The sequence below is a fragment of the Streptomyces sp. NBC_00876 genome (assembly GCF_045207435.1).
GTDB lineage: Bacteria > Actinomycetota > Actinomycetes > Streptomycetales > Streptomycetaceae > Streptomyces.
In genome coordinates this window covers 1,444,300-1,470,458 of the sequence record NZ_CP108800.1, presented here as the reverse complement: position 1 = coordinate 1,470,458, position 26,159 = coordinate 1,444,300, and the positions used below count along the sequence as shown (strand labels likewise).

General features: G+C 71.9%; 25 protein-coding genes and 5 tRNA genes. 21 read left to right on the top strand and 9 right to left on the bottom strand.

Translation table 11 applies throughout. From position 1 onward, the window contains the following. Positions 1 to 72 precede the first annotated feature (72 nt). Positions 73 to 624: a TetR/AcrR family transcriptional regulator gene (locus tag OG782_RS06390; protein WP_406448416.1), complete on the top strand. Its 552-nt coding sequence runs from the start codon at positions 73 to 75 to the stop codon at positions 622 to 624. Continuing rightward, positions 621 to 2,165, top strand: coding sequence for an MFS transporter (locus OG782_RS06385; RefSeq protein ID WP_406448415.1), 1,545 nt, complete (start codon positions 621 to 623; stop codon positions 2,163 to 2,165). The genes OG782_RS06390 and OG782_RS06385 overlap by 4 nt, the downstream gene beginning before the upstream one ends. A 157-nt stretch (positions 2,166 to 2,322) precedes the next feature. Here OG782_RS06385 and OG782_RS06380 read toward each other — a convergent pair whose 3' ends face one another. After that, complete coding sequence (locus tag OG782_RS06380; RefSeq protein WP_143626073.1) at positions 2,323 to 2,994, bottom strand: 1-acyl-sn-glycerol-3-phosphate acyltransferase; 672 nt, start codon at positions 2,992 to 2,994, stop codon at positions 2,323 to 2,325. 233 nt (positions 2,995 to 3,227) lie between these two features. On the opposite strand from OG782_RS06380, the gene OG782_RS06375 reads away from it, so the two are divergent. The 3 genes from OG782_RS06375 to OG782_RS06365 all read left to right on the top strand — a co-directional run bounded on the left by OG782_RS06375 (position 3,228) and on the right by OG782_RS06365 (position 5,618). Then, positions 3,228 to 4,397 (top strand): glycerophosphodiester phosphodiesterase, encoded by a 1,170-nt coding sequence (locus OG782_RS06375; RefSeq protein WP_406448414.1) that lies wholly within the window; start codon positions 3,228 to 3,230, stop codon positions 4,395 to 4,397. 131 nt (positions 4,398 to 4,528) lie between these two features. After that, complete coding sequence (locus OG782_RS06370; RefSeq protein WP_406448413.1) at positions 4,529 to 5,077, top strand: sigma-70 family RNA polymerase sigma factor; 549 nt, start codon at positions 4,529 to 4,531, stop codon at positions 5,075 to 5,077. 37 nt (positions 5,078 to 5,114) lie between these two features. Beyond that, positions 5,115 to 5,618, top strand: a complete 504-nt coding sequence (locus OG782_RS06365) for a GNAT family N-acetyltransferase (protein WP_406448412.1) — start codon at positions 5,115 to 5,117, stop codon at positions 5,616 to 5,618. A gap of 7 nt (positions 5,619 to 5,625) precedes the next feature. Here OG782_RS06365 and OG782_RS06360 read toward each other — a convergent pair whose 3' ends face one another. Together OG782_RS06360 and OG782_RS06355 are read right to left on the bottom strand one after the other, a co-directional pair. Beyond that, the gene (locus OG782_RS06360; RefSeq protein WP_406448411.1) at positions 5,626 to 6,063 is read right to left on the bottom strand and encodes a hypothetical protein; all 438 of its coding nucleotides are present in this window, start codon (positions 6,061 to 6,063) and stop codon (positions 5,626 to 5,628) included. A gap of 2 nt (positions 6,064 to 6,065) precedes the next feature. After that, the gene (locus OG782_RS06355; RefSeq protein WP_406448410.1) at positions 6,066 to 6,425 is read right to left on the bottom strand and encodes a hypothetical protein; all 360 of its coding nucleotides are present in this window, start codon (positions 6,423 to 6,425) and stop codon (positions 6,066 to 6,068) included. 648 nt (positions 6,426 to 7,073) lie between these two features. Here OG782_RS06355 and OG782_RS06350 point away from each other — a divergent pair. The 9 genes from OG782_RS06350 to OG782_RS06310 all read left to right on the top strand — a co-directional run bounded on the left by OG782_RS06350 (position 7,074) and on the right by OG782_RS06310 (position 18,533). Then, positions 7,074 to 8,147, top strand: a complete 1,074-nt coding sequence (locus OG782_RS06350) for a methionine ABC transporter ATP-binding protein (protein ID WP_406448409.1) — start codon at positions 7,074 to 7,076, stop codon at positions 8,145 to 8,147. Further along, a complete protein-coding gene (locus tag OG782_RS06345; RefSeq protein ID WP_406448408.1) occupies positions 8,144 to 8,815 on the top strand; it encodes a methionine ABC transporter permease in 672 nt (223 codons plus the stop codon). Before OG782_RS06350 ends, OG782_RS06345 begins: the two co-directional genes overlap by 4 nt. Before the next feature lie 73 nt (positions 8,816 to 8,888). Continuing rightward, on the top strand, positions 8,889 to 9,755 hold the full coding sequence (locus OG782_RS06340; protein WP_406448407.1) for a MetQ/NlpA family ABC transporter substrate-binding protein: 867 nt from the start codon (positions 8,889 to 8,891) through the stop codon (positions 9,753 to 9,755). Between the two features lie 101 nt (positions 9,756 to 9,856). Then, positions 9,857 to 10,534, top strand: coding sequence for a GNAT family N-acetyltransferase (locus OG782_RS06335; RefSeq protein WP_406448406.1), 678 nt, complete (start codon positions 9,857 to 9,859; stop codon positions 10,532 to 10,534). A 107-nt stretch (positions 10,535 to 10,641) separates the two neighbouring features. Then, positions 10,642 to 11,880 carry a precorrin-6y C5,15-methyltransferase (decarboxylating) subunit CbiE gene (gene cbiE, locus OG782_RS06330; RefSeq protein WP_406448405.1) on the top strand — a complete coding sequence of 413 codons (1,239 nt, stop codon included), beginning with the start codon at positions 10,642 to 10,644 and terminating at the stop codon, positions 11,878 to 11,880. A gap of 333 nt (positions 11,881 to 12,213) precedes the next feature. After that, complete coding sequence (cobT, locus tag OG782_RS06325; RefSeq protein ID WP_406448404.1) at positions 12,214 to 15,741, top strand: nicotinate-nucleotide--dimethylbenzimidazole phosphoribosyltransferase; 3,528 nt, start codon at positions 12,214 to 12,216, stop codon at positions 15,739 to 15,741. A 282-nt stretch (positions 15,742 to 16,023) separates the two neighbouring features. Beyond that, a complete protein-coding gene (gene cobA, locus OG782_RS06320) occupies positions 16,024 to 17,277 on the top strand; it encodes a uroporphyrinogen-III C-methyltransferase (protein WP_406448403.1) in 1,254 nt (417 codons plus the stop codon). Between the two features lie 64 nt (positions 17,278 to 17,341). After that, on the top strand, positions 17,342 to 18,160 hold the full coding sequence (locus OG782_RS06315; RefSeq protein WP_406448402.1) for a TrmH family RNA methyltransferase: 819 nt from the start codon (positions 17,342 to 17,344) through the stop codon (positions 18,158 to 18,160). An 85-nt stretch (positions 18,161 to 18,245) separates the two neighbouring features. Beyond that, the gene (locus OG782_RS06310; protein WP_406448401.1) at positions 18,246 to 18,533 is read left to right on the top strand and encodes a hypothetical protein; all 288 of its coding nucleotides are present in this window, start codon (positions 18,246 to 18,248) and stop codon (positions 18,531 to 18,533) included. An 80-nt stretch (positions 18,534 to 18,613) separates the two neighbouring features. Here OG782_RS06310 and OG782_RS06305 read toward each other — a convergent pair whose 3' ends face one another. Next, a complete protein-coding gene (locus OG782_RS06305) occupies positions 18,614 to 19,903 on the bottom strand; it encodes a serine/threonine-protein kinase (RefSeq protein WP_406448400.1) in 1,290 nt (429 codons plus the stop codon). 205 nt (positions 19,904 to 20,108) lie between these two features. On the opposite strand from OG782_RS06305, the gene OG782_RS06300 reads away from it, so the two are divergent. The 4 genes from OG782_RS06300 to OG782_RS06285 all read left to right on the top strand — a co-directional run bounded on the left by OG782_RS06300 (position 20,109) and on the right by OG782_RS06285 (position 22,531). Beyond that, a complete protein-coding gene (locus OG782_RS06300) occupies positions 20,109 to 20,369 on the top strand; it encodes a hypothetical protein (protein ID WP_406448399.1) in 261 nt (86 codons plus the stop codon). Positions 20,370 to 20,555: 186 nt separating this feature from the next. Next, a complete protein-coding gene (locus OG782_RS06295) occupies positions 20,556 to 20,765 on the top strand; it encodes a hypothetical protein (protein WP_406448398.1) in 210 nt (69 codons plus the stop codon). Between the two features lie 345 nt (positions 20,766 to 21,110). Then, the gene (locus OG782_RS06290) at positions 21,111 to 22,178 is read left to right on the top strand and encodes a phosphotransferase (RefSeq protein WP_406448397.1); all 1,068 of its coding nucleotides are present in this window, start codon (positions 21,111 to 21,113) and stop codon (positions 22,176 to 22,178) included. Positions 22,179 to 22,246: 68 nt separating this feature from the next. After that, a complete protein-coding gene (locus OG782_RS06285) occupies positions 22,247 to 22,531 on the top strand; it encodes a zf-TFIIB domain-containing protein (RefSeq protein ID WP_406448396.1) in 285 nt (94 codons plus the stop codon). A 104-nt stretch (positions 22,532 to 22,635) separates the two neighbouring features. On the opposite strand, the gene OG782_RS06280 is transcribed toward OG782_RS06285, so the two are convergent. The 5 genes from OG782_RS06280 to OG782_RS06260 form a co-directional block, all read right to left on the bottom strand. Next, positions 22,636 to 22,710 (bottom strand) — tRNA-Val (locus OG782_RS06280). Positions 22,711 to 22,733: 23 nt separating this feature from the next. After that, positions 22,734 to 22,805 (bottom strand) — tRNA-Val (locus OG782_RS06275). A gap of 19 nt (positions 22,806 to 22,824) precedes the next feature. Continuing rightward, positions 22,825 to 22,896: transfer RNA gene (locus OG782_RS06270), tRNA-Val, on the bottom strand. 1 nt (position 22,897) lies between these two features. After that, positions 22,898 to 22,971: transfer RNA gene (locus OG782_RS06265), tRNA-Cys, on the bottom strand. Positions 22,972 to 23,008: 37 nt separating this feature from the next. Then, positions 23,009 to 23,081: transfer RNA gene (locus OG782_RS06260), tRNA-Gly, on the bottom strand. A gap of 163 nt (positions 23,082 to 23,244) precedes the next feature. Between OG782_RS06260 and OG782_RS06255 the strand changes: the two genes are divergently transcribed. The 3 genes from OG782_RS06255 (at position 23,245) to OG782_RS06245 (ending at position 26,032) form a co-directional block, all read left to right on the top strand. Next, entirely contained in the window at positions 23,245 to 24,282 is a 1,038-nt protein-coding gene (locus OG782_RS06255) for a chorismate-binding protein (RefSeq protein WP_406458877.1), read from the top strand. Beyond that, on the top strand, positions 24,279 to 25,100 hold the full coding sequence (locus OG782_RS06250; protein WP_406448395.1) for an aminotransferase class IV: 822 nt from the start codon (positions 24,279 to 24,281) through the stop codon (positions 25,098 to 25,100). Before OG782_RS06255 ends, OG782_RS06250 begins: the two co-directional genes overlap by 4 nt. A gap of 95 nt (positions 25,101 to 25,195) precedes the next feature. After that, a complete protein-coding gene (locus tag OG782_RS06245) occupies positions 25,196 to 26,032 on the top strand; it encodes a GNAT family N-acetyltransferase (RefSeq protein ID WP_406448394.1) in 837 nt (278 codons plus the stop codon). Positions 26,033 to 26,159: the final 127 nt, after the last annotated feature.

The following is a 26,159-nucleotide window of genomic DNA, read 5'->3' as shown; positions in this document are numbered from 1 at the left end:
CCCCGGCCCCGGCGGCCGGGGCGAGAGGTTAACGATGAGACATTGATGTCTCAAATGGGTTAGTGTCGTCTCATGACTCTTGATCGTGAGCAGGTGCTGCGCAGCGCCGCCGCCCTGCTGACCCGTAAGTCGACCGCCACCATGGACGAGGTCGCCAGAGCCGCAGGCATCGGCCGGGCCACCCTGCACCGCCACTTCGCCGGACGGGACGCCCTGGTCAGGGCGTTGGAGGAGCTGGGGATCCAGGAGTTCGAAGCGGCGCTGGACGCCGCGGCGCTCGACGAGGGCACCTCGCACGAGGCGCTGCACCGGTTCGTCGTCGCCGTCGAGCCGAGCGCCGGGCTGCTCTCCTTCCTCGTGACCGAGAATCAGCTCTTCGAGGGCGACGAGCAGAACGCCGGCTGGGACCGGCTGGACGCCCGCGTCTCCGCCTTCTTCCGGCGCGGCCAGGAACGCGGCGAGCTCCGCATCGACCTGACCCCCGCCTGGCTGACCGAAGCCCTCTACGGGCTCATCAGCAGCGGCGCCTGGGCCGTCCAGGTGGGCCGGGTGGCCGCACAGGACTTCCCGTACATGATCGTCGAGTTGCTGCTCGGCGGCGCACGCCGGAGCGTGGAGCAATGAGCAGCATGGAACAGCAACCGGAGCCGGCGCCCGAGCTGTACCGCCCCGGGCGGTGGATCGCGCTGTCCGTGCTCGTGCTCGCCGTGCTGCTGGTGGCGGTCGACGCCACCGTGCTCGGCCTGGCGACCCCGTTCCTCAGCGAGGACCTCGAGCCGACCGCCACCCAGCTGCTCTGGATCGGCGACATCTACTCCTTCGTGATCGCCGGGCTCCTGGTCTCGATGGGCAGTCTCGGTGACCGCATCGGCCGCAAGAAGCTCCTGCTCTGCGGCGCGACCGCCTTCGGTGCGGTCTCGGTGCTCAACGCGTACGCGAACTCGGCCGAGATGATGATCCTGGCGCGGGCCCTGCTCGGTGTCGCGGGTGCCACCCTGATGCCGTCCACCCTCGCCCTGATCCGCAACCTGTTCCACGACCCCCGCGAGCGCAGTCTGGCCATCGGCATCTGGGGCGCGATGGCCTCGGCCGGCGCGGCCGTCGGGCCCGTCGTCGGCGGATTCCTCCTGGAGCACTTCTGGTGGGGCTCGGTCTTCCTGATCAACCTGCCGGTCATGGCCGTGCTCGTGGTGGTCGGGATCAAGATGATCCCCGAGTCGAAGAACCCGGCGCCCGGACCGTGGGACGTGGCGAGCGTGGGGCTCTCCCTGGTCGGCATCATCGGCGTCGTCTACGCCATCAAGGAACTGGCCGCACACGGCGTGAGCTGGGAGGTGGCGCTGTCGGGCGTCGGCGGCGCACTGGCACTCGTCTGGTTCGTACGCCGGCAGTTCCGGCTCCCCGCACCACTGCTGGACATGCGGCTCTTCCACCACCGGGGCTTCTCCGGCGCGGTCCTCGCCGACCTGCTGACCATCCTCGGTCTCTCCGGCCTGGTCTTCTTCCTCTCCCAGTTCCTGCAACTGGTGCAGGGGCGCGGACCGCTGGAGGCGGGCCTCGCGGAACTGCCCGCGGCCATCGGCGCGGTCACCGCCGGTCTGCTGGCCGGAACCACCGCCCGCCGCTTCTCCGTACGGGTGGTGGTGACCGGCGGTCTCGGCGCGATCGGCCTGGCGCTGGCGGCGGTCGCCGCCGTCCACAAGGACACCGCCTATCCGCTGATCGGCGCCCTGCTGCTGGTCGTCGGCGTGGGCGCGGGATTCGCCTTCACCGTGACGTCCGACGTGATCCTCTCCAGCGTCCCCAAGGAGCACGCCGGCTCCGCGTCGGCGGTCTCCGAGACGGCGTACGAGCTCGGCGCCGCCCTCGGCATCGCCCTGCTCGGCTCCATCGTCACCAGCGTCTACCAGGACTTCACGGCACCCGCGGGAACGCCGCCCGATGTCGCGTCCGCCGCCCATGAATCACTGGGCGGCGCCGTCGAGGCATCCGCGGCCCTGCCCGAACACCAGGCGACCGATCTGGTCTCAGCCGCCCAGGACGCCTTCGTCCACGGACTGGGACTCGCCTCGAGCATCGGCGCGGCCGTCCTGCTGGCGACGGCGGTCGCCGCCTGGTTCCTGCTGCGCGGCCAGGAACTGGAGGAAGGCATCGTGCACGACTGACCACCCCGTGCGCGGCCGTCGTGAGCGTGGCCGGCGAGGCCCGATGTCACCCGTCCGGCGGCCCGGCGAACGGGAACGGACACGCCGAAGGGCCCGTACCACCAACCGGGGTACGGGCCCTTCCCTGTCGTTCTGTGCCACGCCGTCGGGCTCCGGTTCAGGCGGCCTTGGCCTTCGTCGCATACATGTCGACGTACTCCTGACCGGACAGCCGCATCACCTCGGCCATCACGGAGTCCGTCACCGCCCGCAGCACATAGCGGTCGCGGTCCATGCCCTCGTAACGCGAGAACTCCATCGGCTCACCGAAGCGGACCGTGACCTTGCCCGGCCGGGGCAGACCGGAGCCGCCCGGCTGCAGCTTGTCCGTACCGATCATCGCGAACGGCACCACGGGGGCGCCCGTCATCAGGGTCAGCCGCGCGATGCCCGTACGGCCCCGGTAGAGCCGGCCGTCGGGGGAGCGGGTGCCCTCCGGGTAGATCGCGAAGGCCTTGCCCTCCTCCAGCACCCGGCGCCCCGTCATCAGCGCCGCCACGCCGCCGCGGCCGCCGTCCCGGTCCACCGGGATCATGCCGACGCCCGTGAAGAACCAGGCCATCAGACGGCCCTTGAGCCCCTTGCCCGTGACGTACTCGTCCTTGCCGATGAAGAACACCGGACGGTCGCAGCAGATCGGCATGATCATCGAGTCGATGAACGTCAGGTGGTTTCCCGCCAGGATCACCGGCCCGGAGCCCGGAATGTTCTCGATGCCCTCCATCCGCGGACGGAACATCAGACGCAGGATCGGTCCGAGCACTGCCTTGATGAGTGCGAGTCGGGACAACGGTTCCTCCGGTGTAGTGGCCGGGCCGGCCGAGCGACGGATTGAGAGGGTCCATGCAGGTGAGGACGATACTCGCGGGTACTCGCTGATCGCACATCGGGTTCACTCAGTGGATACGCAGTGTTGACCTGTGTTTGCGCCATGTTCGTCCAGGTGCCGCCGTCCGGACCATACCGCTGCTTACGCTCGGTCCTCGCCCGACAGGTGCCGGACATCACATGCGAGGAGTATTCATGACAGAGCGTGCGCAGGCCGGTCCCGGACGACGGACCGTCATGGGCGTGGGGGCCGCGGTACTCGGCAGCGCGGCCCTCGGCCTCACCGGGACGGCGCAGGCAGCGCAGAACACGGCGGGGAAGTCCGGCGGGCACGGCGGCGGTCACCGCCTCGACCTGCCGGTGCCGACCGTCATCGGGCACCGGGGCACGAGCGGCTACCGCCCCGAGCACACGCTGGGCTCCTACCAGCTGGCCCTCGACATGGGCGCCCATGTCATCGAGCAGGACCTGGTCCCGACCAGGGACGGACACCTCGTGTGCCGCCACGAGAACGACATCACCGCCACCACCGATGTCTCCGCCCACCCCGAGTTCGCGAGCCGCAGGGCGACCAAGACGGTCGACGGCATCCCGCTCACCGGCTGGTTCACCGAGGACTTCACTCTGGCCGAGCTGAAGACACTGCGGGCCAAGGAGCGCATCCCGGGCAACCGCCAGAAGAACACCCTGTACGACGGCCGCTGGGAGATCCCCACCTTCGAGGAGGTCCTGCGCTGGGCCGACCGCGAGGGCCGCCGGCGCGGAAAGCCCGTCTGGCTGTACGTCGAGACGAAGCACCCCACCTACTTCCGCGGCCTCGGCCTCGGTCTGGAGGAGCCGCTCGCCAAGCTGCTGCGCCGCTACAACCGCCACCGTGCGCAGTCTCCGCTCATCCTCCAGTCCTTCGAGCCCGGCAGCATCCAGCGGTTGTCGAGGCTCGTCGCCACCCCGCGCGTCGTGCTGCTCTCGGGCGCCGGCACCAGGCCCTGGGACTTCGTCGCCTCCGGTGACCCGCGCACCGTCGACGACCTGGTCAAGCCGGCGGGGCTCAAGTGGATGGCGTCCTACGCCCAGGGCATCGGCCCCACCCTGGACCTGATCATCCCCAAGGACGGCGCCGGCCGGCTCACCACACCCACCACCCTGGTACGGGACGCACACGCGCAGGGCCTGATCCTGCACCCGTACACGATGCGCAACGAGAACACCTTCCTGCCCGCCGACTTCCGGCGCGGCACGGACCCCAACGCGTACGGCGACGCGTTCGGCGCCTTCGCCGCCTACTTCGCCACCGGCATCGACGGGATCTTCTCCGACAACCCGGACACGGCGCTGCTCGCGGCGGCGGACTTCACCGGCAAGTAGCGCTCACGCCCCGGCCGTCGTTCGACACCGGGGCCTGCCGGGGACGTCAGCATCCGGCCGGGGCGTGCCCCGGTCGGGTGGTGCCCGCCCGGTTCGGAAACCGGTGGCCGGTGCCGGACGTCGGGTGGGGCATGACGCTTCTCGATCTTCCGGTCCCCGCGACCGTTGTCAGCGCCCTCCGTCCGCTGGTCAGCGCGGAGGCGACGGCGGAGGCCGCCGCGGCCGCCACCGGCGCGGCGGTCGACCCCGCCGATCTCGAACAGGCCGTCTGGCTGCGGCTGCTGGAACGGCTGGCGGACCAGGGGCCACCCGCGGACGCCGCCCGCTGGGTGCGGGACACCGTGCGGGCGGAGGCCCGCCGGGCGCGGCGCACCACCCGTCGCGAGCGCCCCTACCGCGACGAGCACACCCCCGATCCGGCCGGCTGCCCGGAACGTGCCGCCGTCGGCGCGGACGAACGCCGGGTCCTGCGCGCGGCGGTGGAGCGGCTCCCCGGCCGCTGCGCACAGTTACTGGGTGCCTTCCTCGCGCCGGGCGATCCCACCTACCGCCAAATCGCAGGGAAGTTGGGTATGTCACAGGGGAGTTTGGGTCCGATCCGTTCCCGATGCCTTGGATGTCTGCGCAGAATGCTGGCGGCGGAGGTTGTAGCTCCTGAACTGCGGGGAAAGGAGCGGTAGACAACCGGCGGATCAGGTGAGCGGGAGGCATGCGCACATGGGCATGAGCGTGATCATCTCGGCGGCGAGCGCACAGGACGCCGAAGAGATCTTGAAGCTCCAGTACCTCTGTTTTCAGAGTGAGGCGGAGCTGTACGGGAACTACCGGATCGACCCGCTCGTCCAGACCCTCGACTCGGTGCGCGCCGAGATCGCCACGGACGTGGTGCTCGTCGCTCGGCTCGGCGAGGAAGTCGTCGGTTCGGTACGCGGGTCGGCGGATCAGGACGGCACCGGCCGGATCGGCAGGCTCTGCGTCCACCCCCGGCTCCGGGGCCACGGCCTCGGCGCCCGGCTGCTGGGCGCGGCGGAGGCCGGACTCGCCGACCAGCGGGCGGCCACCCGCTTCCGGCTGCACACCGGACACCGCAGCGAGGGCAATCTGCGGCTCTACCGGCGGGCGGGATACGCCACCGTGGGCAACGCCACCGGCCGGGACGGGGTCAGGATGATCCTCCTGGAGAAGGAGGCCTCCGCGCCCGCCTACGTGGCCAGCGCGTAGGAAGGACCTACGCGGTCCTCGCGCGGCGCAGCCACATCATCCCGGTGACCGGCAGGATCACCGGGATGAACAGGTAGTCCCTGCCGAAGTACGACCAGACGGTGGCGTCCGAGAACGCCGAGGGCTCGATCATGGTCCACGTACCCACGATCAGCACCCCGGCGAGCTCGGCGGCGCAGCACACCAGCGCCGTCCGCCGAGCCTTCTCGCCACCGCGCACCAGCGAGTACGTGATGAAGCCGTATACGGCCGCGGCGCCGGCCGACAGGACGTAGGCCAGGGGGGCCTTCCCGAAGTCCAGGATCATCTGGACGACCGCCCGGGACGCCGCCGCCACGGTGAACACGCCGTAGAACCAGACCAGTACCCGGCCCGGACCGGTGCCCAGATCGAAGGGCTGCCTCTCGTCGGCGGCCGCTGCGGGGGTGCGATCGGTTTCGGTCACGGTCAGTTTCCCCAGATGTCGTAGAGCCGTACTTCGAGGACGGCCAGCACGACCGCGCCCGCCGCCACCGTCACCGAACCCCACCGGGTCCGCTCGCTCAGCGACAGGAAGCCTGCCGCCGGTACGGCGAGGAAGGCGCCGATCAGATACGCGATGAAGATGGTCATGCCCTGCTCCGGCCGCTCGCCGCGGGCCATCTGCACGACGCCCACCACCAGCTGGGCCAGCGCCAGCAGCGAGACCACGCCCATCCCGATGAAGTGCCAGTCCTTGGTGGGCTGGTCCCGGTAGGCGGCGAATGCGCACCAGGCGGCAAGGGCGAGGGCGGCCACGCCGACCGCGATCGTCAGGGCGTCAAGCATGAACCGAGGGTATTACGGGCCGAAGCGCCCGCTGCGTGCGCCCCCGTGCCCGGCCGCCGGGACCCGCGGGACGGGCGGCCCGCGCGCAGAGAGACCCGCGGGGCGGGCGGCAGGGCGGGCGGAGCCGGGGCCGTGGTCTTGGCCACAACGCCACAAAGTTCCGGACTGGCGGCCAGGGGTGTCACCCAGGGTCACTGCATCCGTATCAATGCAGGTCACAGCCGTGTGGTGGTGACGTGTCGCAGCGGGTCGGGCGGCACCGCCGCGCCATCCACGGCTGTCCGCTATCCGGACGGCGGGTTCAGGCGGAACGTTACGTCTGTTTTACTTGGGCCCATGACCACGACGAGCAGCCGCATCCTTGCGACCGAGGCGATCACGACGCCCGGTGCTCGTTGTATGGGTCGAATGCGCGCCTTCTGAGGGCCCCCGCCTGAGCCTCGCGCCCCGAAGCGAGACCGAGCCCGTGCCGTCCGCACCCAGCGGAACGAGCCCGTCCGAGCACGTCGCCCCGCGGCCGTCGCCGCGCCGGGCTGTGCCGGACCCCGCTCGAACGTCCGATCGAAACGTCCGAAGAGCCTCATACCGGACGCATGCCCCGTGCCCGGCGGACACCGCGCCGCGCACTCGACAGTGACGGAAACCCCTGTGATCACCACTACGGGCCTCACGAAGGTCTACCAGTCGCGCGACCGCGAGGTCACCGCTCTGGACGGCGTCGACCTGCATGTCCGCGAGGGCGAGGTGTACGGCGTCATCGGTCAGAGCGGCGCCGGCAAATCCTCCCTGATCCGCTGCGTCAACCTGCTCGAGCGCCCCACCTCCGGCACCGTCACCGTGGCCGGCCAGGACCTCACGGCCCTCGCGGGCCGGGGCCACCGGGCAGGCAGGGAACTGCGCGAGGCGCGCAGCCGCATCGGCATGGTCTTCCAGCACTTCAACCTGCTGGCCTCCCGCACGGTCCAGGGCAACGTCGAGCTCCCCCTGGAGATCCTCGGCGTCACCGGCCGCGAGCGGTCCCGCAAGGCGCTCGAACTCCTCGACCTCGTCGGCCTCGCCGACAAGGCCAAGGCCTACCCCGGTCAGCTCTCCGGCGGTCAGAAGCAGCGCGTCGGCATCGCCCGCGCACTCGCCGGCGACCCCAAGGTGCTGCTCTCCGACGAGGCCACCTCGGCCCTGGACCCCGAGACCACCCGCTCCGTTCTCCAGCTGCTGCGCGACCTCAACCAGCAGCTCGGCCTCACCGTCCTGCTCATCACACACGAGATGGACGTCGTCAAGACGATCTGCGACTCGGCCGCGCTGATGCAGAAGGGACGCATCGTCGAGTCCGGCACCGTCGGCGACCTGCTCGCCACTCCCGGCTCCGAACTCGCCCATGAGCTGTTCCCGGTCGGCGGCAGCGCCTCCGGCCCCGACGCCACGGTCGTCGACGTCACCTTCCACGGCGACGCCGCCGCCCGCCCGGTGATCTCGCAGCTCTCCCGTACGTACAACATCGACATCTCGATCCTGGGTGCCGCGATGGACACCGTCGGCGGCAAGCAGATCGGGCGGATGCGCATCGAGCTGCCCGGCCGGTTCGAGGAGAACGTCGTCCCGATCGGCTTCCTGCGCGAGCAGGGCCTGCAGGCCGAGGTCATCGATGACGCGCAGAGCACGGACGCCGCCGCCGAACCCGCACTCATTCCCGCACCGCTCACCAAGGAGGTGACGAAGTGACCTGGTCCGAAATGCAGCCGCTGCTGACGCAGGGCACCGTCGACACCCTCTACATGGTCCTGTGGTCCGCGGTCGTCACCGTCCTGGTCGGACTGCCGCTCGGGGTCCTGCTCGTCCTCACCGACAAGGGCGGACTTCTGCGGAACACCCCGGTGAACAAGGTCATCGGCGTGATCGTGAACATCGGCCGCTCGCTGCCCTTCATCATCCTGCTGATCGCCCTGATCCCCTTCACCACCTGGGTCGTCGGCACCTTCATCGGCCCGACCGCGATGATCGTGCCGCTCGCCGTCGGCGCCATCCCGTTCTTCGCCCGGCTCGTCGAGACGGCGGTCCGCGAGGTCGACCACGGGCTCGTCGAGGCGGTCCAGTCCATGGGCGGCTCCATCCCGACGATCGTCCGCAAGGTCCTGCTCCCGCAGGCGCTGCCGTCCCTCGTCTCCGGCGCCACCACCACCGTCATCGTGCTCATCGGCTACTCCGCGATGGCCGGCGCGGTCGGCGGCGAAGGGCTCGGGTCCAAGGCCGTCACCTACGGATTCCAGCGCTTCGACAACCGGTTCATGCTCATCACCGTCGCGCTGCTGATCGTCATCGTGACCGTGATCCAGCTGATCGGTGACGGAGCGGTACGCCTGCTGGCCCGCCGCGGCCGCACCACCTCCTGAGACTTCCTTTCCCCACAAGCCCGCACTCCTTGTCCGGGCGCACCACCATCACCACCTGAAAGAGGCACTCTTCGTGCGTAAGAACATCAAGATCACCGCTGCTGCCGCCGCCACCGCCGCACTCGCCTTCGGCCTCACCGCCTGCGGTACGGACTCCGACCCGGCGTCCAAGGCCGGGACCGGAGCCAAGGCCGACACGTCCAAGGCCCTCGTCGTCGCCGCGTCCCCGACGCCGCACGCCGACATCCTGGGCTTCGTCAAGAAGAACCTGGCGGCCAAGGCCGGGCTCAAGCTGGAGGTCAAGGAGTTCACGGACTACGTCCTGCCGAACACCGCCACCGAGACCGGCCAGGTCGACGCCAACTTCTTCCAGCACCAGCCCTACCTCGACGACTTCAACAAGAAGAACGACACCCACCTCGTCTCCGTCGGCACCGTGCACCTGGAGCCCCTCGGCCTCTACTCCAAGAAGGTCAAGGACCTGGGCGACATCAAGTCCGGCCAGACCATCGCCGTGCCGAACGACACCACCAACGAGGGCCGCGCGCTCCAGCTGCTCGCCGAGAACGGCCTGATCACCCTCAAGGACGGCGTCGGCACCAGCGCCAAGCTGAGCGACATCACCGACAAGAAGGGCCTGGAGTTCAAGGAGCTGGAGGCCGCAACCGTCCCCCGCGCCCTGAACGACGTGGACGCCGCCGTCATCAACGGCAACTACGCCATCGAGGCCGACCTCAAGCCCGCCACGGACGCGCTGGCGCTGGAGAAGGCCGACGGCAACCCGTACGCCAACATCATCGCCGTGAAGAAGGGCAACGAGAAGGACGCCCGCGTCCAGAAGCTCGTGAAGCTCCTCCACTCCGACGAGGTCAAGAAGTTCATCGAGGACAGCTACCAGGGCTCGGTCATCCCGGCCTTCGGTACCGCAGCCAAGTCCTGACCCCCGCACGGCACTTGCCCGACGAGCCCCGTACACCCCGCCCGGGTGTGCGGGGCTCCGTCGTGCGGACCCGCCCATGCGCAGGGCCCGTGTGATGCTGCATGCTGTGCCTTTACACGGTCTTCGGCATGGAGCTGCGCATGACTTCCATCTTTCCGGACATCTCCATCAGCACGGATCGGCTGGTGCTGCGCCCGTTCGACATGGCCGATCTCCCCGCGTACATCGAGATGATGAACGACGAACTGGTCACCGCCTGGACCGACGCACCCCACCCCTACACCCAGGTCGACGCCGAACGCTGGGTCCGCAGGATCGCTCCTGCACAGCGCACCAAGGGTGACGGCATCGTCCTGGCCGTCACCGAGTTCCTCACCCAGCGCCTCGTCGGCTCTGTGCGGCTGCGCAACACCGACTGGCGCACCCTCGCCACCGAGGCCGACTACATCACCGCCCCGTGGGCGCGCGGCGAGGGTTACGCCACCGAGTCCGTGCTGGCGCTGGCCCAGTGGCTCTTCCGCGACCGGGGCTTCGAGCGGATCGAACTGCGCACCGCCGCCGACAACACGGCCTCCCAGCAGGTCGCGCAGAAGCTCGGCTGCATCAGCGAGGGCATCCTGCGCAACGCCCGCATAGCCCGGTCGCAGACCGAGGACGGAGGATGGACCGACATCAGGACCGACCTGATCGTCTGGGGTCTGCTCCCCGAGGACCTCGAAGGCGTAGCCGAACAGCTCGCCGACGCCGGCGGGTACGGCACGTACAACGACTGGAACTGACCTGCGCCGGGGCCCCGGAGCCGCACTGGTACGGACCAGGTAGCCTCACCCTGCCCATCCCGGGCAACCAGCCCCCACCTGCGACGACTCCAGGAGACTGACAACAGATGGCCGACCGGGTCACAGTGATCGGCTGGGACGGCTCACCGCTGACCAGAGCGGCCACCGCCGCGCTCTCGGCCGCCACCCTGGTCGCCGGAGCCGCCCACCACCTCGCACTGCCCGAAGTACCGAAGGCCGCGGAACGCATCCGCCTCGGCTCGGTCGACCTGGCCGCCCGCCGCATCGCCGGCCACCGCGGCAGCGCCGTGGTCCTCGCCGACGGCGACCCCGGATTCTTCGGCGTCGTACGCACGCTGCGCGCACCCGAACACGGCCTCGAGGTCGAAGTGGTGCCCGCCGTCTCCTCCGTCGCCACCGCCTTCGCCCGGGCCGGCATGCCGTGGGAGGACGCCCAGACCGTCGTCGCCCACCCCCGTACCCTGCGCCGCGCCGTGAACGTCTGCCGCGCCCACCACAAGGTCGCCGTCCTCACCTCGCCCGGCGCGGGCCCCGCCGAACTCGCCCTGCTGCTCGAAGGTGTCCACCGCACCTTCGTCATCTGCGAGGAGCTCGGCACGGACCGCGAACAGGTCACCGTCGTCACCTCCGACGCGGCGGCCGATCACGTCTGGCGCGACCCCAACGTCGTCATCGTCATCGGGGGCGGCCCCGAGCGGCGGGCCGAAGGGGCCTGGATCGCGGGCCGTCACCCCGCCTACCCGCAAGGCGTACGCGGCTGGGCGCTGCCCGCCGACGCCTACCGGGGCGCCGGGCAGGACGCCGAGGGGGAGAGCGGCGAGGGCGAGGCCCCCGGACTCCGCGCCGCTCAGCTGGCCCATCTCGGACCCCGCACCGGCGACCTGCTCTGGGACATCGGTTCCGGCAGCGGCGCCCTGGCCGTGGAGGCCGCCCGCTTCGGCGCGGCGGTCCTGGCCGTCGACAGCGACCCGGCCGCCTGTGCGCGTACCGCCGCGGCCGCACGGGCCTTCGGGGTCCAGCTCCAGGTCGTCGAGGGGCGGGCCCCGCATGTGCTGGAACGGCTGCCGGAGCCCGACGTCGTACGGATCGGGGGCGGCGGTGTACCCGTCGTCACCGCCGTCGCCGACCGCAGGCCCGAACGGATCGTCACCCATGCCTCGACCCGCGACGAGGCCGAGGCGCTGGGAGCAGCCCTCGCCGAGAACGGATATACGGTCGCCTGTTCGCTCCTGCAGTCCGTCGAACTCGACACGTCCGCATGGTCGGAGCGCGAACGCTCGGTCGTCTTTCTGCTCTCCGCACTGCGTTCGGACCTCGCCCCCTGACCCTGCCCGGACACGGCGCGAGGTAGGCTGGCCGATCGTTGCACCGCGCCCGGACGTTCGTCGCTTCGTTCGTCAATGTCCGGAAAAGGGGACCGTTTTGGCCCTCGTTGTGGTACGGCAGAACCGGGGGACGCGCAACGTGGCGCAGTCCACAGCGAGCCGTGGCGAAATGACATGCCGCGGCGGCGAACGAGCGCGAGAATGCAGTATGTCCGCGACCGATTCGTGCCGCGCGGCGCACCCGCTCGTTCCACTGGACGAGCACCGGCGTGCCGTGTTCGGGCGTCCCGGGCGAAGGGCCGAAGGAGCACTGACGATGGGCGAGGGGTACGCATGAGTGACACCGGCCAGATCCCGGGCGAGGGACTGCCGGAGAGCGCAGGCATGGTGGAGCAGCCGGGCATCCCCGCCCCGGATGCCTACACCTTCCTCGATCCCTCCGAGCACGCGTCCGAGGACGACGACCTTCTGCTGATGCCGAGCTCCCAGGGCGCCTGGAGCGAACCCCAGGGCGCCCCGGTGCCCCTGCCCGAGCAGGGCGGCGGGTTCCAGGCCGTGCCCGCCCCGCAGCCGCAGTACCAGGTGCAGGGCGACGCGCAGGCCCAGGGCCCGGTGCAGTTCCAGGAGCAGGTTCCGGCGTACGCCATGCAGCAGGCCGCCGCCGGACCGCTCCAGGAGACCGGCCGGGGGACCCACGAATCCGGTGGCCGCGACTCCGGCCATGTCGACCTCGGCGGCGTACGCATCCCGTCACCCGTCCCCGCGCACGCACAGGCCCAGGTTCCCGTGGCCCAGGCCCAGGCACCTGCGCGCCGCCCGCTGCACCGCGGCCCGGCCTCAACCGAATCCGGCCCCTCCTACGGGGGGACCTCCGGCGGCGGTGTGGTCCGTTCCCTGGCCGACCGCGGCCCGGCGGGTGCGCCCCAGCCGCAGGCACAGCCCCAGGTGCAGGCAGCCGTCCAGGCGCCGGCACGGCACGCCGGCCCGGCCACGGCCGAACCCGAACCCGAGTACTACGAGCTGCCGGCCGACGACGCGGCCGCGCTCCCGGGCCCCCAGCTCGGCGAGATCCCGCCGCAGGGCGCGAGCCAGTGGGCGGCCCAGACGCCGCAGCAGGCCGCCGTACCGGCCGCGGCGGAGACGACCGCAGCAGAAACGGTCGTGCCGGAGCAGGCCGCGCCCGAGGCCGTGGCTCTTGTGCAGACCGAAGAGCAGAGCCAGACGGAAGCGCAGAGCCAGACCCAAGCACAGATTCAGACCGAGGTGCAGGCGCCCGTCGAGCCCGTGACCGAGTCCCCGGCCGTGGTGCAGGCCGTGCAGGCGGAGGTACAGACCGAGGTGCAGGCAGTGGAGCCCGCGCCCGTCGTCGTGCAGCCTCAGCCTCAGCCCTCCGAGCCCGTGGCCGTCGTCGAGGAGCCCGTACCCGCGCCGGTGGCGGCAGCGATTCCGGCCGAGGCTCCCGCCGGAGCGACCGGGGCCGAGGCCCCGGCGGAACCCGCATCCGTGTACGCGGCACCGGTTGAGGCCGCGCCCGCCGAAGCCGCGCCGGTCGAGGCCGGGGCTGTCGAAGCCGCAGCAGTGGTGGAGCCGTCGGCCGAGCCGGTTGCGGACGAAGCGTCCCAGGGCCGGCCGGCCCGTCGGTTCGTACCGGTGTCGGAACTGCTGCCGACCACCCCGCACCCGGCCCCGACGCCTGTGGCGGAGCAGCCGGCGGAGCCCGCTCCGCAGGCCGTGGCACCGGTCGCGGAGATCGCGGAGCTCGCGCCGGCCGATGTGGTGGAGGCGGCAGCGGCCGTCGAGACCGCCGCTCCGGAGCCGGTGGCCGTGCTTGAGCCGGAGACGGGCCCGGAGTTCATCGAGACCCCGGACCTGACGGACAGCCTGCCCGTGGCCGAGGAGCAGACCGCTCCGGAGCCCGCACCGGACGAGACCGTCGCCGGGCCCGGGACGGAACCCGAGGCCCCGGTCGCCGCACTCCCGGAGACCACCGGGCCCGTTCCCGAAGCGACCGCACCGGCCGAAGGCGAGAACGCTCCCGCCGAGGTCTCAGAGGTCTCAGAGGTCTCAGAGATCTCCGACCCCCCGGCCCCCGAGGCCGCGGCCGAGGCCGAGGAGGAGCCCGTCAGCTCACCCCCCGCCCCCGGATACGACGACGCCGAGCGCGAAGCCGTACTGCGTGTCATGCGGGAACGCCGCGACATCCGCAACGGCTTCCGCAGCGATCCCATCCCTCACGAGGTCCTGCTGCGCGTCCTGGAGGCCGCGCACACGGCGCCGAGCGTGGGGCACTCCCAGCCCTGGGACTTCGTCGTCATCCGTTCCGCGGAGACCCGGCGTTCCATGCACGAACTGGCGCAGCAGCAGCGTGACGCGTACGCCAAGTCGCTCCCGAAGGCCCGGGCGAAGCAGTTCAAGGAACTGAAGATCGAGGCGATCCTCGACACCCCGGTCAACATCGTCGTCACCGCGGACCCGACTCGCGGCGGCCGCCACACCCTCGGCCGGCACACGCAGCCGCAGATGGCTCCGTACTCCTCGGCACTCGCTGTCGAGAACCTGTGGCTCGCCGCCCGCGCCGAAGGGCTCGGGGTCGGCTGGGTCAGCTTCTTCGACGAGCGGGAGATGGTCCGTGCCCTGGGCCTGCCCGAGCACCTCGAGGTCGTCGCGTACCTCTGTGTCGGTTACGTCGACGAGTTCCCGGAGGAGCCCGAGCTGATGCAGGCGGGCTGGTCCAAGCGGCGGCCGCTGTCCTGGGTCGTGCACGAGGAGACGTACGGCCGTCGCGCCCTGCCCGGCGAGGAGCCGCACGACCTCCTCCAGGAGACGATCTCCAACATCCGGCCGCTCGACGCCAAGGCGCTCGGTGAGGCGTGGGAGCGCCAGAAGCGGATGACCAAGCCCGCCGGTGCGCTCGGCATGCTGGAGATCATCTCGGCGCAGCTCTCCGGGCTGTCCCGGATGTGCCCGCCGCCGATCCCGGAGCCCGCGGCCGTCGCGATCTTCGCGGGCGACCACGGGGTGCACGCCCAGGGCGTCACGGCCTGGCCGCAGGAGGTCACCGGCCAGATGGTCGCCAACTTCCTCGGCGGCGGCGCCGTCTGCAACGCCTTCGCCGCCCAGGTCGGCGCCGAGGTGTGCGTGGTCGACGTCGGTGTGGCCTCCGAGCTGCCCGCGACGCCCGGTCTGCTGCCCCGCAAGGTGCGCGCGGGAACGGCGGACTTCACGACCGGACCCGCGCTCACCCGTGAGGAGGTCCTCGCGGCGATCGAGGTCGGCATCGAGACCGCCCGCGATCTGGTCGCGGCAGGCAACAAGGGCCTGCTGACCGGCGAGATGGGCATCGCCAACACCACCGCGTCCGCCGCCCTGATCTGCGTGTACACGGGGATGGACCCGGCCGAGGTGACCGGCCGCGGCACCGGCATCAACGACGAGATGCACGCCCGCAAGGTCGACGTGGTGCGCCGTGCCCTGGATCTGCACCAGCCGGACCCGGCCGACCCGATCGGCGTCCTGGCTGCCGTGGGCGGCCTGGAGCACGCCGCGATGGCCGGGTTCCTGCTCGGCGGGGCGTCGCTCCGTACGCCGGTCATCCTGGACGGGGTGAGCGCGGGCGCGGCGGCCCTGGTCGCCCGCGCCATCGCGCCGGAGGCCCTGGCCGCCTGCATCGCGGGCCACCGCAGTGCCGAGCCCGGCCATGTCGCCGCGCTCAACAAGCTGGGCCTGCGCCCGCTGGTCGACCTCGACCTCCGCCTCGGCGAGGGAACCGGCGCACTGCTGGCGCTGCCGATCGTGCAGAGCGCGGCCCGTGCGATGCACGAGGTGGCGACGTTCGACTCGGCGGGCGTCACGGAGAAGTAGCGCAGCCGCGGGGGTTTTCGGGGGCACCGCCCCCGGACCCCCGCTCCTCAATCACCGGAGGGGCCTGAAGTACGCAGCCTCGCCGGCGTTTGAGGTACCGGGGTCCGGGGCGGAGCCCCGGTAACGGGAAGGGGCGAGTAGGGGAACAAGCCCGCCGCAGGCGCCCCCGCCCACCCCCGCACCGCACCCCGTATCGTGAACCCCGCCCCACACCCGCACGTCACAGCCGCTCCACCGCCGCAGCGGCCGCAGCCCCGCATCGCACGAGGAGCCCGCACCGCCATGGCCGAGCACGCCGATCGCCCCGCCTACCCCGTTGGACTCCGCCTGAGCGGGCGCCGCGTAGTCGTCGTGGGCGGCGGTCAGGTCGCGCAGCGCCGCCTGCCCGCACTCATCGCGGCCGGCGCCGACATCGTCCTCGTCTCGCCGTCCGCCACCCCGTCCGTCGAGGCGATGGCCGACGCCGGCGAGATCCGCTGGGAGCGCCGCCCGTACGCCGACGGGGACCTGGCCGACACCTGGTACGCCCTCATCGCGTCCGACGACACCGCGGCCAACGACGCCGCATCCGCCGAGGCCGAGCGCACCCGCACCTGGTGCGTCCGCAGCGACAACGCGGACGCCGCCACCGCCTGGACCCCCGCCACCGGCCGCAGCGAGGGCGTGACCGTCGCCGTGCTCACCACCGACGCGCACGGCCGGGACCCGCGCCACTCCGCCGCCGTCCGCGACGCCATCGTCGAGGGCCTGCGCGACGGCACCCTCGCCGCCCCCCACCACCGCACCCGGGCTCCCGGCGTCGCCCTGGTCGGCGGCGGCCCCGGCGACCCCGACCTGATCACCGTCCGCGGCCGCCGCCTCCTGGCCGAGGCCGACGTCGTCATTGCGGACCGGCTCGGCCCGCGCGACCTGCTCGACGAACTCCCGCCGCACGTCGAGGTGATCGACGCCGCGAAGATCCCGTACGGCCGCTACATGGCGCAGGAGGCGATCAACAACGCGCTGATCGAGCACGCCAAGGCGGGCAAGGCCGTCGTCCGGCTCAAGGGCGGCGACCCGTTCGTCTTCGGGCGCGGCATGGAGGAGGCCCAGGCGCTTGCCGCCGAAGGCATCCCGTGCACCGTCGTCCCCGGCATCTCCAGCTCGATCTCGGTGCCCGAAGCGGCCGGCATCCCTGTCACCCACCGCGGTGTGGCCCATGAGTTCACCGTGGTCAGCGGCCATGTCGCCCCCGACGACGAGCGCTCACTGGTCGACTGGGCGGCCCTCGCCCGGCTGCGCGGCACCCTGGTTCTCCTGATGGCCGTCGACAAGATCGGTGCCATCGCCGCTACGCTCATCGCCCATGGGAGGTCCCCCGAGACCCCGGTCGCCCTCGTCCAGGAAGGGACCACGGCGGCCCAGCGCCGCGTCGACGCGACGCTCGCGACCGTCGCCGAGCGGGCCGTGGCCGAGGACGTCCGCCCGCCCGCCGTCATCGTCATCGGCGACGTCGTCGCGGTCGGCCCTGCGACCGCCGGCCGATCCGCCGAGTAACCAGCGGTAACGGATCTTCCTCCAGACCGTTGGCACCACACACCGGACAAGGCAGTATCAACCTGTGGCTGATCTCATCACCGTCGACGACCCCGACGACCCCCGCCTGAGCGATTACATCGGTCTGACCGATGTCGAGCTACGACGCCGGCGGGAGCCGGCCGAGGGCCTCTTCATCGCCGAGGGGGAGAAGGTGATCAGACGCGCCCGGCACGCCGGGTACGAGATGCGCTCCATGCTGCTCTCGGCGAAGTGGGTCGACCTGATGCGCGACGTCATCGACGAGGTCCCGGCGCCCGTCTACGCGGTCAGCCCCGAACTCGCCGAACGCGTCACCGGCTACCACGTGCACCGCGGCGCCCTCGCCTCCATGCAGCGCAAGCCCCTGCCGACCGCCGACGAACTGCTGCGCACCACGCGCCGCGTGGTCGTCATGGAGGCCGTCAACGACCACACGAACATCGGGGCGATCTTCCGCAGCGCCGCCGCGCTCGGCATGGACGCCGTCCTGCTCTCCCCGGACTGCGCGGACCCGCTCTACCGGCGCTCCGTGAAGGTCTCCATGGGCGCGGTCTTCTCCGTCCCGTACGCCCGCCTCGACACCTGGCCCAAGGCTCTGGAGACCGTACGGGAAGCGGGCTTCAAGCTGCTCGCGCTGACGCCCGACGAGAAGGCCCGCAGCATCGAGGAGGCGGCGCCGCACCGCATGGACCAGGTGGCCCTGATGCTCGGCGCGGAGGGCGACGGACTGTCCACCCAGGCCCTCGTCGCAGCGGACGAATGGGTACGCATCCCGATGGCCCACGGCGTCGACTCGCTGAACGTGGGCGCGGCGGCCGCGGTCGCCTTCTACGCGGTGGCCACGGGCCGCCCGGAGAACTAGGGCCTCTCGTTCGGATCATGCGGGGCTCAGCCCGGGCTCGCGCCTGTGGCGGCCGCCTCCGGCGCTCGCGTGAGATCATCCGTCCATGAGCGGCGACCTGGAAGTAAGTGCTCTGGCGATCAATGTCACGATCCCGCAGTCGCTCCGCTGGACGGACACCCGACGCGGTGAAACGTTCACGCTGACCACACTCAACGTCCGGCTCCTCCCCGACGGCCGCCTCGCCGCGAAGGCGTACGGCCGGCCGGTCAGCGGTGGCCGGGGCGGATACGTCTCGTTCACCGTCCCCGACAGACCCGAGCTGGCGGCCCTGATCGCCGACGCCGCCGGCCGTGCCGGGGCACTGTGGGCCGCCCACCGCGGTCTCGGCTGAGCTCGGTTCGACGCCCGGTCCGACGCCCGGTTCGACCTGAAGCCGGACGGTGGCCCGTTCCGGACGGCAGGGCCCGGCGGTTACCGCTCGCTCTGGGTCTGGCTCTGGGGCTGGCCGTGGCCCGTGCCGAGCCCGCGCGCCGGCCCCTGGCAGCCCTGGGCCGCCGCGATCCCCAGCGCCACCAGCAGCGTCACCACGACGAAGACGACGAGCCGCTGCCGCAGCAGCCGCGGATTGGCCGGACGCCGGCCGGTCGAGGTGGTACGCGGCCCCGGCCGGGTCCCCGGCCTGGCGTTCGTCCCCTTGGCTCCCTGCGGCCGCCTGCCCGAACCCGTCGTCCCGCGCGACTGCTGCTGAGCCGGGCGCGACCCCCCGGTACGGGGCGAGGCGGGACGGGGCGCCGCCGGCCGGTTCTGCGGACGCGCCGCCGGAGCCGGACCGGCCGCCCGACGGGTCTGCTGCTCCGTGTACGGGCCGTCCAGACGTCCGGTCGGCCGGTCCGCCTCCTGCGCCGAACGCTGGGCGGGCGGCCGGCTCTCGTGCAGCCCCTGGGCCTCCCTCGCCGCGATCTCCTTGAGGCGCATGGAGAGCTGGAGCGTGCTCGGCCGCTCCTCGGGGTCCTTCGCCAGACAGGCACTCACCAGGGGAGCGAGCGCGTCGTGCACGTCGTACAGCTGAGGCTCCTCGTGCACCACGCGATAGAGCATGACCTCGGAACTGCCGTGCCCGAAGGGCGAATCGGCCATGGCCGCGTACGCCAGCGTGGCCCCGAGGGAGAAGACGTCCGTCGCGGGCGTCACCGCCGCGCCGCGCACCTGCTCGGGCGCCAGGAACCCGGGCGAGCCCACCGCCGTACCGACATGCGTGAGGGTGGACGCCCCGGTCGCCCAGGCGATCCCGAAGTCGATGATCCGCGGGCCCTTGGGGGAGAGGAGGATGTTCGACGGCTTCAGGTCACGGTGGACGACACCGGCCTCGTGCACCGCCACCAGGCCCTCGGAGAGCGCGGCCCCGATCGAGGCCACCTCGGCGGCCGACAGCGGGCCCTCCTCGGCCACCTTGTCGTGCAGCGAGGGCCCCGGTACGTACTGCGTGGCGAACCACGGGCGGTCGGCCTCCAGATCGGCGGCCACCAGCCGTGCCGTGCAGCCACCGCGGATCCGCCGGGCGGCGGACACCTCGCGCGCGAACCGCGAACGGAACTCCTGATCCTCCGCCAGGTCAGGGCGGATCACCTTGAGCGCCACCCGCTGGCCCCGCCGGTCCGAACCCAGGTACACGACACCCATGCCGCCCGCCCCGAGCCGCCGGTGCAGCCTGAACGAGCCGACGACACGCGGGTCCTCGCGCCGGAGCCGCATCATCGCCATGTCTGCCCATCCCCGCTGCCTGGTCCGCCTGACGAGGCACAGCTTACGTACCCGCCGCCCGGGGCGCTCAGAGGCCGCGCCCTCGCCGGAGAATCGATTGTCAGTGCCGGGTGGGAAACTTGAGGAGTGGTCAGGGAGCCGCAGATCCACGCTCCCGGGCCCGTGCGAGATCTCAAAGGTCCGTCGCAGAAGGGGGATTGGATCAATGAAGGGCGATCGAGTCGAGATAGTCGTGGACGCCGGGGACACGACCCGTACCTACGAAGTGGTGGCCTCCAGAGCAGGCCGGCGGGTGGAGACCGCGGTCCGCCGAGGGGTCGTCGAAGTGAGTGAAGTCACGAGGAACGGGTCGGTGGTGCGCACCGCCCGCTTCATGGCGACCAGGGTCCTCGCCCTGGTCGAACAACCGATACCCAGGGAGGACACCTCCGAGCGTTCCCTCGGGGATGACCCCAACGCCGGGTAGTCCCGTCTCCACCCAGGGGAGTACGCCGACCACCCACGGCTCATCCTCCGGGAGGCCCGGCATTCGGTACGCGGGCATGACGCCGCCCGCCCGCCGGATACCTAGTGTTGAAGTCAAGCAGCGGGCGTTGCACTCGTCCCCCGAGGTCACACGCCCGCTGCTCCAGATCAGGTCAGGAGAGGAACCATGGCGGACACGGCAACGCGGACCATGATCCGCGCGCAGGGACGCAGGGCCTACGCCTCGTTCGGCAGCCGTCCGTCCTCCGGCAAGCGCCACCCCTTGGTGGCGACGGCCATGGTTCTTCCTCTGGCGGCCCTGCTCGTGGTCGTCTTCGGCGGCTGGGAAGCGGTGGTCACACAGGCGTCGTCCGTGGGCGTGATGCTGGGGCGCTGAGCGGCGCCCCGGGTCCGGAAGAGCGGTTCGGACCGGGACATCCGGCCAACAACCCCGTGGGGACGGGGGTGCGGCGGGCGGCAGCGTTTGTCCGGTCAGCTGGGGAGCTGACCGGACATCGCGCTGTCCGGGGCCGAACCGATTCGCACGGTCGCCGACGCGTCGCAGGCGTGCGCCAGGGAAGGCGACCGGTTCCATCGAGCGGTTCCGGGCCGGACCGGCTCGCGTGGTCGCCGGCGCAGCGCACCCGGGCCCCGGGCAGGCCTCTGCCCCATCCGCGTACGCTCGGCGGGTCCGGGCGAGGCGCCGCCCGGACCCGCCGAGCCCGCGCCACCGGGGGAGACCGTGACCACCGCAGTCGTACGCGCGCTGGGCGTCCTCGCCCACGAGGCGGCCCACAGCCACCATGGCCCCGGCTGCTCCTGCCCTCCACCGGCCGTCCTCGCCGACCGGGCGGACGGCACCGTGGTCCGCAGCGGTCCGGTCGTCGCCAAGGCCCACGCCCCCGGCACGGACACCGCCGCCCTGGCCGCACGCCTCCGGCTGGCGGCCGATCCGGCCCTGGCCGGCATCCTGCTCGCGCCCCTGCCGGTACGGCCCGCCCCGGACCCGTCGCCGGCCGCCGGGCCCTCCGCCGGCCCGCCGCACCTCACCGAACTGCACGGCCGCCCGGTCACGCTGTGGCCCCACGGGGAGCCGGTGAATCCGGACGACCCGGACAGGGCTCCGTGGGAGGAGGCCGCCACGCTTCTGGCACGCCTCCACCGCACCGCGATCCGGCCGCCCCACCCCTCGCCGCTGCGCCCCGCGGCAGCGCCCGGACCGTCTGCGGTGGCATCACCGGCGGGACTCCCCGCCATGCGGGGGCCGGCGAAGGCCGCCCTCGCCGTGGCCCGGATGCGCGCCGTACCGGCGGCCGGTCCGGCCGCCGCCCCCGTGCTCGCCGCCTGGCGCGGGCTGCCGGCCTGGGCCCGCGACGAGGCGCCCGCTCCCGCACACCGGGCGCACCACCTCTGCCACGGCGATCTGCACCTGGGCCAGCTCGTCCGGCACCCCGCGCCGCACGGGCCCTGGCTGCTGATCGACGTCGACGACGCGGGCCTCGGTGACCCCGCCTGGGACCTCGCGCGCCCCGCCGCCTGGTACGCGGCCGGGCTGCTGCCCCCCGAGGTCTGGCTCCGCTTCCTGGACGCCTACCGGACCGCGGGCGGTCCCGCGGTACGCGCCGAGGGGGACCCGTGGCCCGAACTGGACGCCGCCGCCCGCGCGCTGACCGTACAGACCGCGGCGCTGGCCCTGGCCAAGTCCGCGGCGGAGGGGCGCACTCCGGATGAGGTGGAACAGGTGATGATCGACGCCTGTGCCCGAATTGCCTCTCTCCCGCCCGAGTTGGCCGCCGAACACTCGTCGTAGGGTGAACCGACCGTCGGCGGGCACGCATTCCGGCGACGGCTACCCGACGGCGAGGAGTGAGCCCGAACATGCAGTGTCCCAAGTGCCACGCACAGATGCACACGTACAACCGCAACGGCATTCAGATCGAGCAGTGCAGCGGCTGCCGGGGGATATTCCTGGACTACGGCGAGCTGGAGTCCCTGACCCGCATGGAGTCGCAGTGGACCCAGCAGGCCCCGCCCGCGCCGCCGGCCCCGCAGGCCTACCCGGCCGCCCCCGCGCCCGCCTGGGGCGCCCCGCAGCAGCACGGCGGTCACCACCAGGGGCACTACCGGCAGAAGAGCTTCGGCCGGATGCTCTTCTCGTCCTGACGCAGCTCGCCGCACTGCGGCCCGGACGCGTGCCGTCCGGGCCGCAGTACCGGCGTGTGCGGCAACGACGAAGCCCCGGTCGTCGAGACGACCGGGGCTTCAGATGGTGCGCGATACTGGGATTGAACCAGTGACCTCTTCCGTGTCAGGGAAGCGCTCTCCCGCTGAGCTAATCGCGCAGGGTGAACCTGCGTGTAATGCGTGCGCGATACTGGGATTGAACCAGTGACCTCTTCCGTGTCAGGGAAGCGCTCTCCCGCTGAGCTAATCGCGCGGGGATCCTTGCGGATCAGTGGACGATACTGGGATTGAACCAGTGACCCCTTCCGTGTCAGGGAAGTGCTCTCCCGCTGAGCTAATCGTCCTTGGAGGTGGAGACGGGATTTGAACCCGTGTAGACGGCTTTGCAGGCCGTTGCCTCGCCTCTCGGCCACTCCACCAGGGGTAGGGGCTCGGGAAGATCCCCTACCTTCTGCGAGCGGACGACCAGGTTCGAACTGGCGACCTCAACCTTGGCAAGGTTGCGCTCTACCAACTGAGCTACGTCCGCGTGTCGGTTCCGGTTCACTTGCGTGTCCCGGCGACGTGTTGAACTCTAGCGGATTCCGGGGCCAGCACAAAAACGCGTTTGTGCAGCGTGCTGAGGTGCGCTCGGCCCGGCGCACGTCGCCGCGCGCCGATTTAGACTCACCGACGTGCACGACCTCGCTCCAATGGCCCGCTTCGGCGGCCTCGTCGCCTCCGATCTGCAGGACGTGACCAGTGATCCCGCAGCCCTCGACTCGTCCGGCTTCTGGGCCGTATGCGCCGATTTCGAGGGCCGTCTCGTCTGCGCCCGCTTCGCCACCGTGCGCACCGCCGCCGTGCCCGCGCCGGTGCGGGGTGCCTGGCGCGGCCCCGCCGCCGACGACTGGAGTTCGTCCCTCGACCGCGTCGCCTACACGGCGGGAGTACGCCGCATCCGTGCCTGCATCGCGAAGGGTGAGGTCTACCAGGCCAACCTCTGCCGCGTGATGACCGCGCCGCTGCCCGATCCGGCGGCGGCGGATGTGGACGCCCTCACCGCACTGCTGGCCCGCGGCAACCCGGCCCCGTACGCAGGAACGATCCGGCTGCCCGGTCACGGCGTGGAGATCGCCACCGCCTCGCCGGAGCTGTTCCTGCGCAGGGACGGCCGTACGGTCGAGTCCGGGCCCATCAAGGGCACCGGCCGCACCGAGGCCGATCTGCTGGAGAAGGACCACGCAGAGAACGTGATGATCGTCGACCTGGTACGCAACGACCTGGGCCGGGTCTGCGCCACCGGATCGGTCACCGTTCCCGACCTGTGCGTCGTCGAGAAGCACCCGGGCCTCGTCCACCTCGTCTCCACCGTGCGCGGCCGGCTCGCCGACGGCGCCGGCTGGCCGGAGCTCCTGGCCGCCGCCTTCCCGCCCGGCTCGGTCACCGGGGCGCCCAAATCCAGCGCGCTGAGGATCATCGAGGAACTGGAGACCGCCCCGCGCGGCCCGTACTGCGGCGGCATCGGCTGGGTGGACGCCGACCGGGCCACCGCCTCCCTCGCCGTGGGCATCCGCACCTTCTGGACCGACCGCACCGGCGACGTACCGGTGCTGCGGTTCGGCACCGGGGCCGGCATCACCTGGGGGTCCGATCCGGAACGTGAATGGGAGGAGACCGAGCTGAAGGCGTCCAGGCTGCTCGCTGTAGCGTCGGGCGCATACGAAGCAACCGGAAGGACCGCACCATGAGGATCTGGGTCAACGGCGCGCTGCGGGCCGCCGACGACGCCCGGGTGTCCGTGCTCGACCACGGGCTGACCGTCGGCGACGGAATCTTCGAGACGGTCAGGACCACCGGCGGCAGGCCCTTCGCGCTCACCCGCCATCTCGACCGGCTCACCCGCTCCGCCCGGGGCCTGGGCCTGCCGACGCCCGACCTCGACGAGGTACGCCGGGCCTGTGCCGCCGTCATCGAGGCCAATCCGGCCGCGCTCGGCAGGCTCCGCATCACCTACACCGGCGGGATCTCACCGCTCGGCTCGGACCGCGGCACCGCGGGACCCGGCCTGGTGGTCGCCCTCGGCGAGGTGGCGCGCCGCCCGGACACCACGGCCGTCATCACCGTTCCCTGGACACGCAACGAACGCGGCGCCCTCACCGGGCTCAAGACCACCTCGTACGCGGAGAACGTCGTCGCCCTCGCCCGCGCCCACGAGCAGGGCGCATCCGAGGCACTGTTCGCCAACACCGTCGGACAGCTCTGCGAAGGCACCGGATCCAATGTCTTCGTCGTCCTGGACGGGCAGCTGCACACGCCGCCGGTCGCCTCCGGCTGCCTGGCCGGGATCACCCGGGCACTGGCCGTGGAGTGGACCGGGGCGCAGGAGACGGAGCTGCCGTTCGACGTCCTGGACCGGGCCGAGGAGATCTTCCTGACCTCCACCCTCCGCGACATCCAGGCCGTCCACCGGGTCGACGGCCGGGAGCTTCCCGGCGGGCCGGGGCCGGTGACCGCCAAGGCCATGCGCGTCTTCGACGAGCGGGCCGGCAACGACCTGGACCCGTGACGGGAACGCCTGCCGGTGCCGCCGTCGCCGCTGGAGCGGCCGGCCGGCCCGTAAAGCGGATGACTGGTCAGCGCCCAGCGGGTAGAAATCCTCTGATGACCACCACACTCCGGCCGTCCGGGCCGATCGAGTCAGGCGCCGACGGCGCGCAGAGCCGCGCGTACGACGTGTGCGACAACGGGCGCCCGGTCGGCTCCCTCGTGATCGGCACCGAGGCCGGGGCGGCCGGGCGAACGGGCCTGCTGCGGTCCCTGCGGATCGACGAACCCGTCCGCAGGCGTGGCCGCGGCACCATCGCCGCGCTGGCGGCCGAAGAGGTTCTGCGCGGCTGGGGGTGCACCCAGGTGTGCGCGGAGGTCACCGCAGGCAACACCGCGGGGCAGCGTCTGACCGCCGCACTCGGCTACACCGAGCGCAGCAGGAACATGGTCAAGACGTTGCCCTCCGGCCCGGTGCCCCTGGCGGACGGGCTCACCGCACGCCCGATGACGCCCGAGGAATTCGCGCGGTGGGAGGCCGGGGCCATCTCCGCGTACGCGCAGAGCCTGGTGGCCCGGGGCGCCCCGCAGGAGACGGCCCTGGCGGCGGCCCGAGCCTCCCACGCCCGGCATCTGCCGCACGGCCACGCCACCGAGGGGGCGCGGCTGCAGTACCTGGTCCTCGAGGGCGAGACGGTCGGGTACCTGTGGGTGGCGCCGTTCGAGATGCACCCCGGTCTGCTGGTCGGTTACGTCTTCGACGTGGAGGTGGACGAGCGGTTCCGGGGCCGGGGGTACGGAAGGGCTCTGATGCTCCAGGCCGAGCGGATCGCTCTCGAGGCGGGCGACGAGAGGATCGGCCTGCACGTCGTCACGGCCAACACCCCGGCGGTCCGGCTCTACGAATCGCTGGGCTATGCACCGACCCAGTACAACCTGGCCAAGCCGCTGTAGGTGTGATCCGGGCAGCCTGTCCGAGCCGCTGTAGGTGTGATCCGGGCAGCCTGTCCGAGCCGCTGTAGGCGTGATCCGGGCAGCCTGTCCGAGCCGCTGTAGGCGTGTTCCGGCCGGGCCGGTGCCG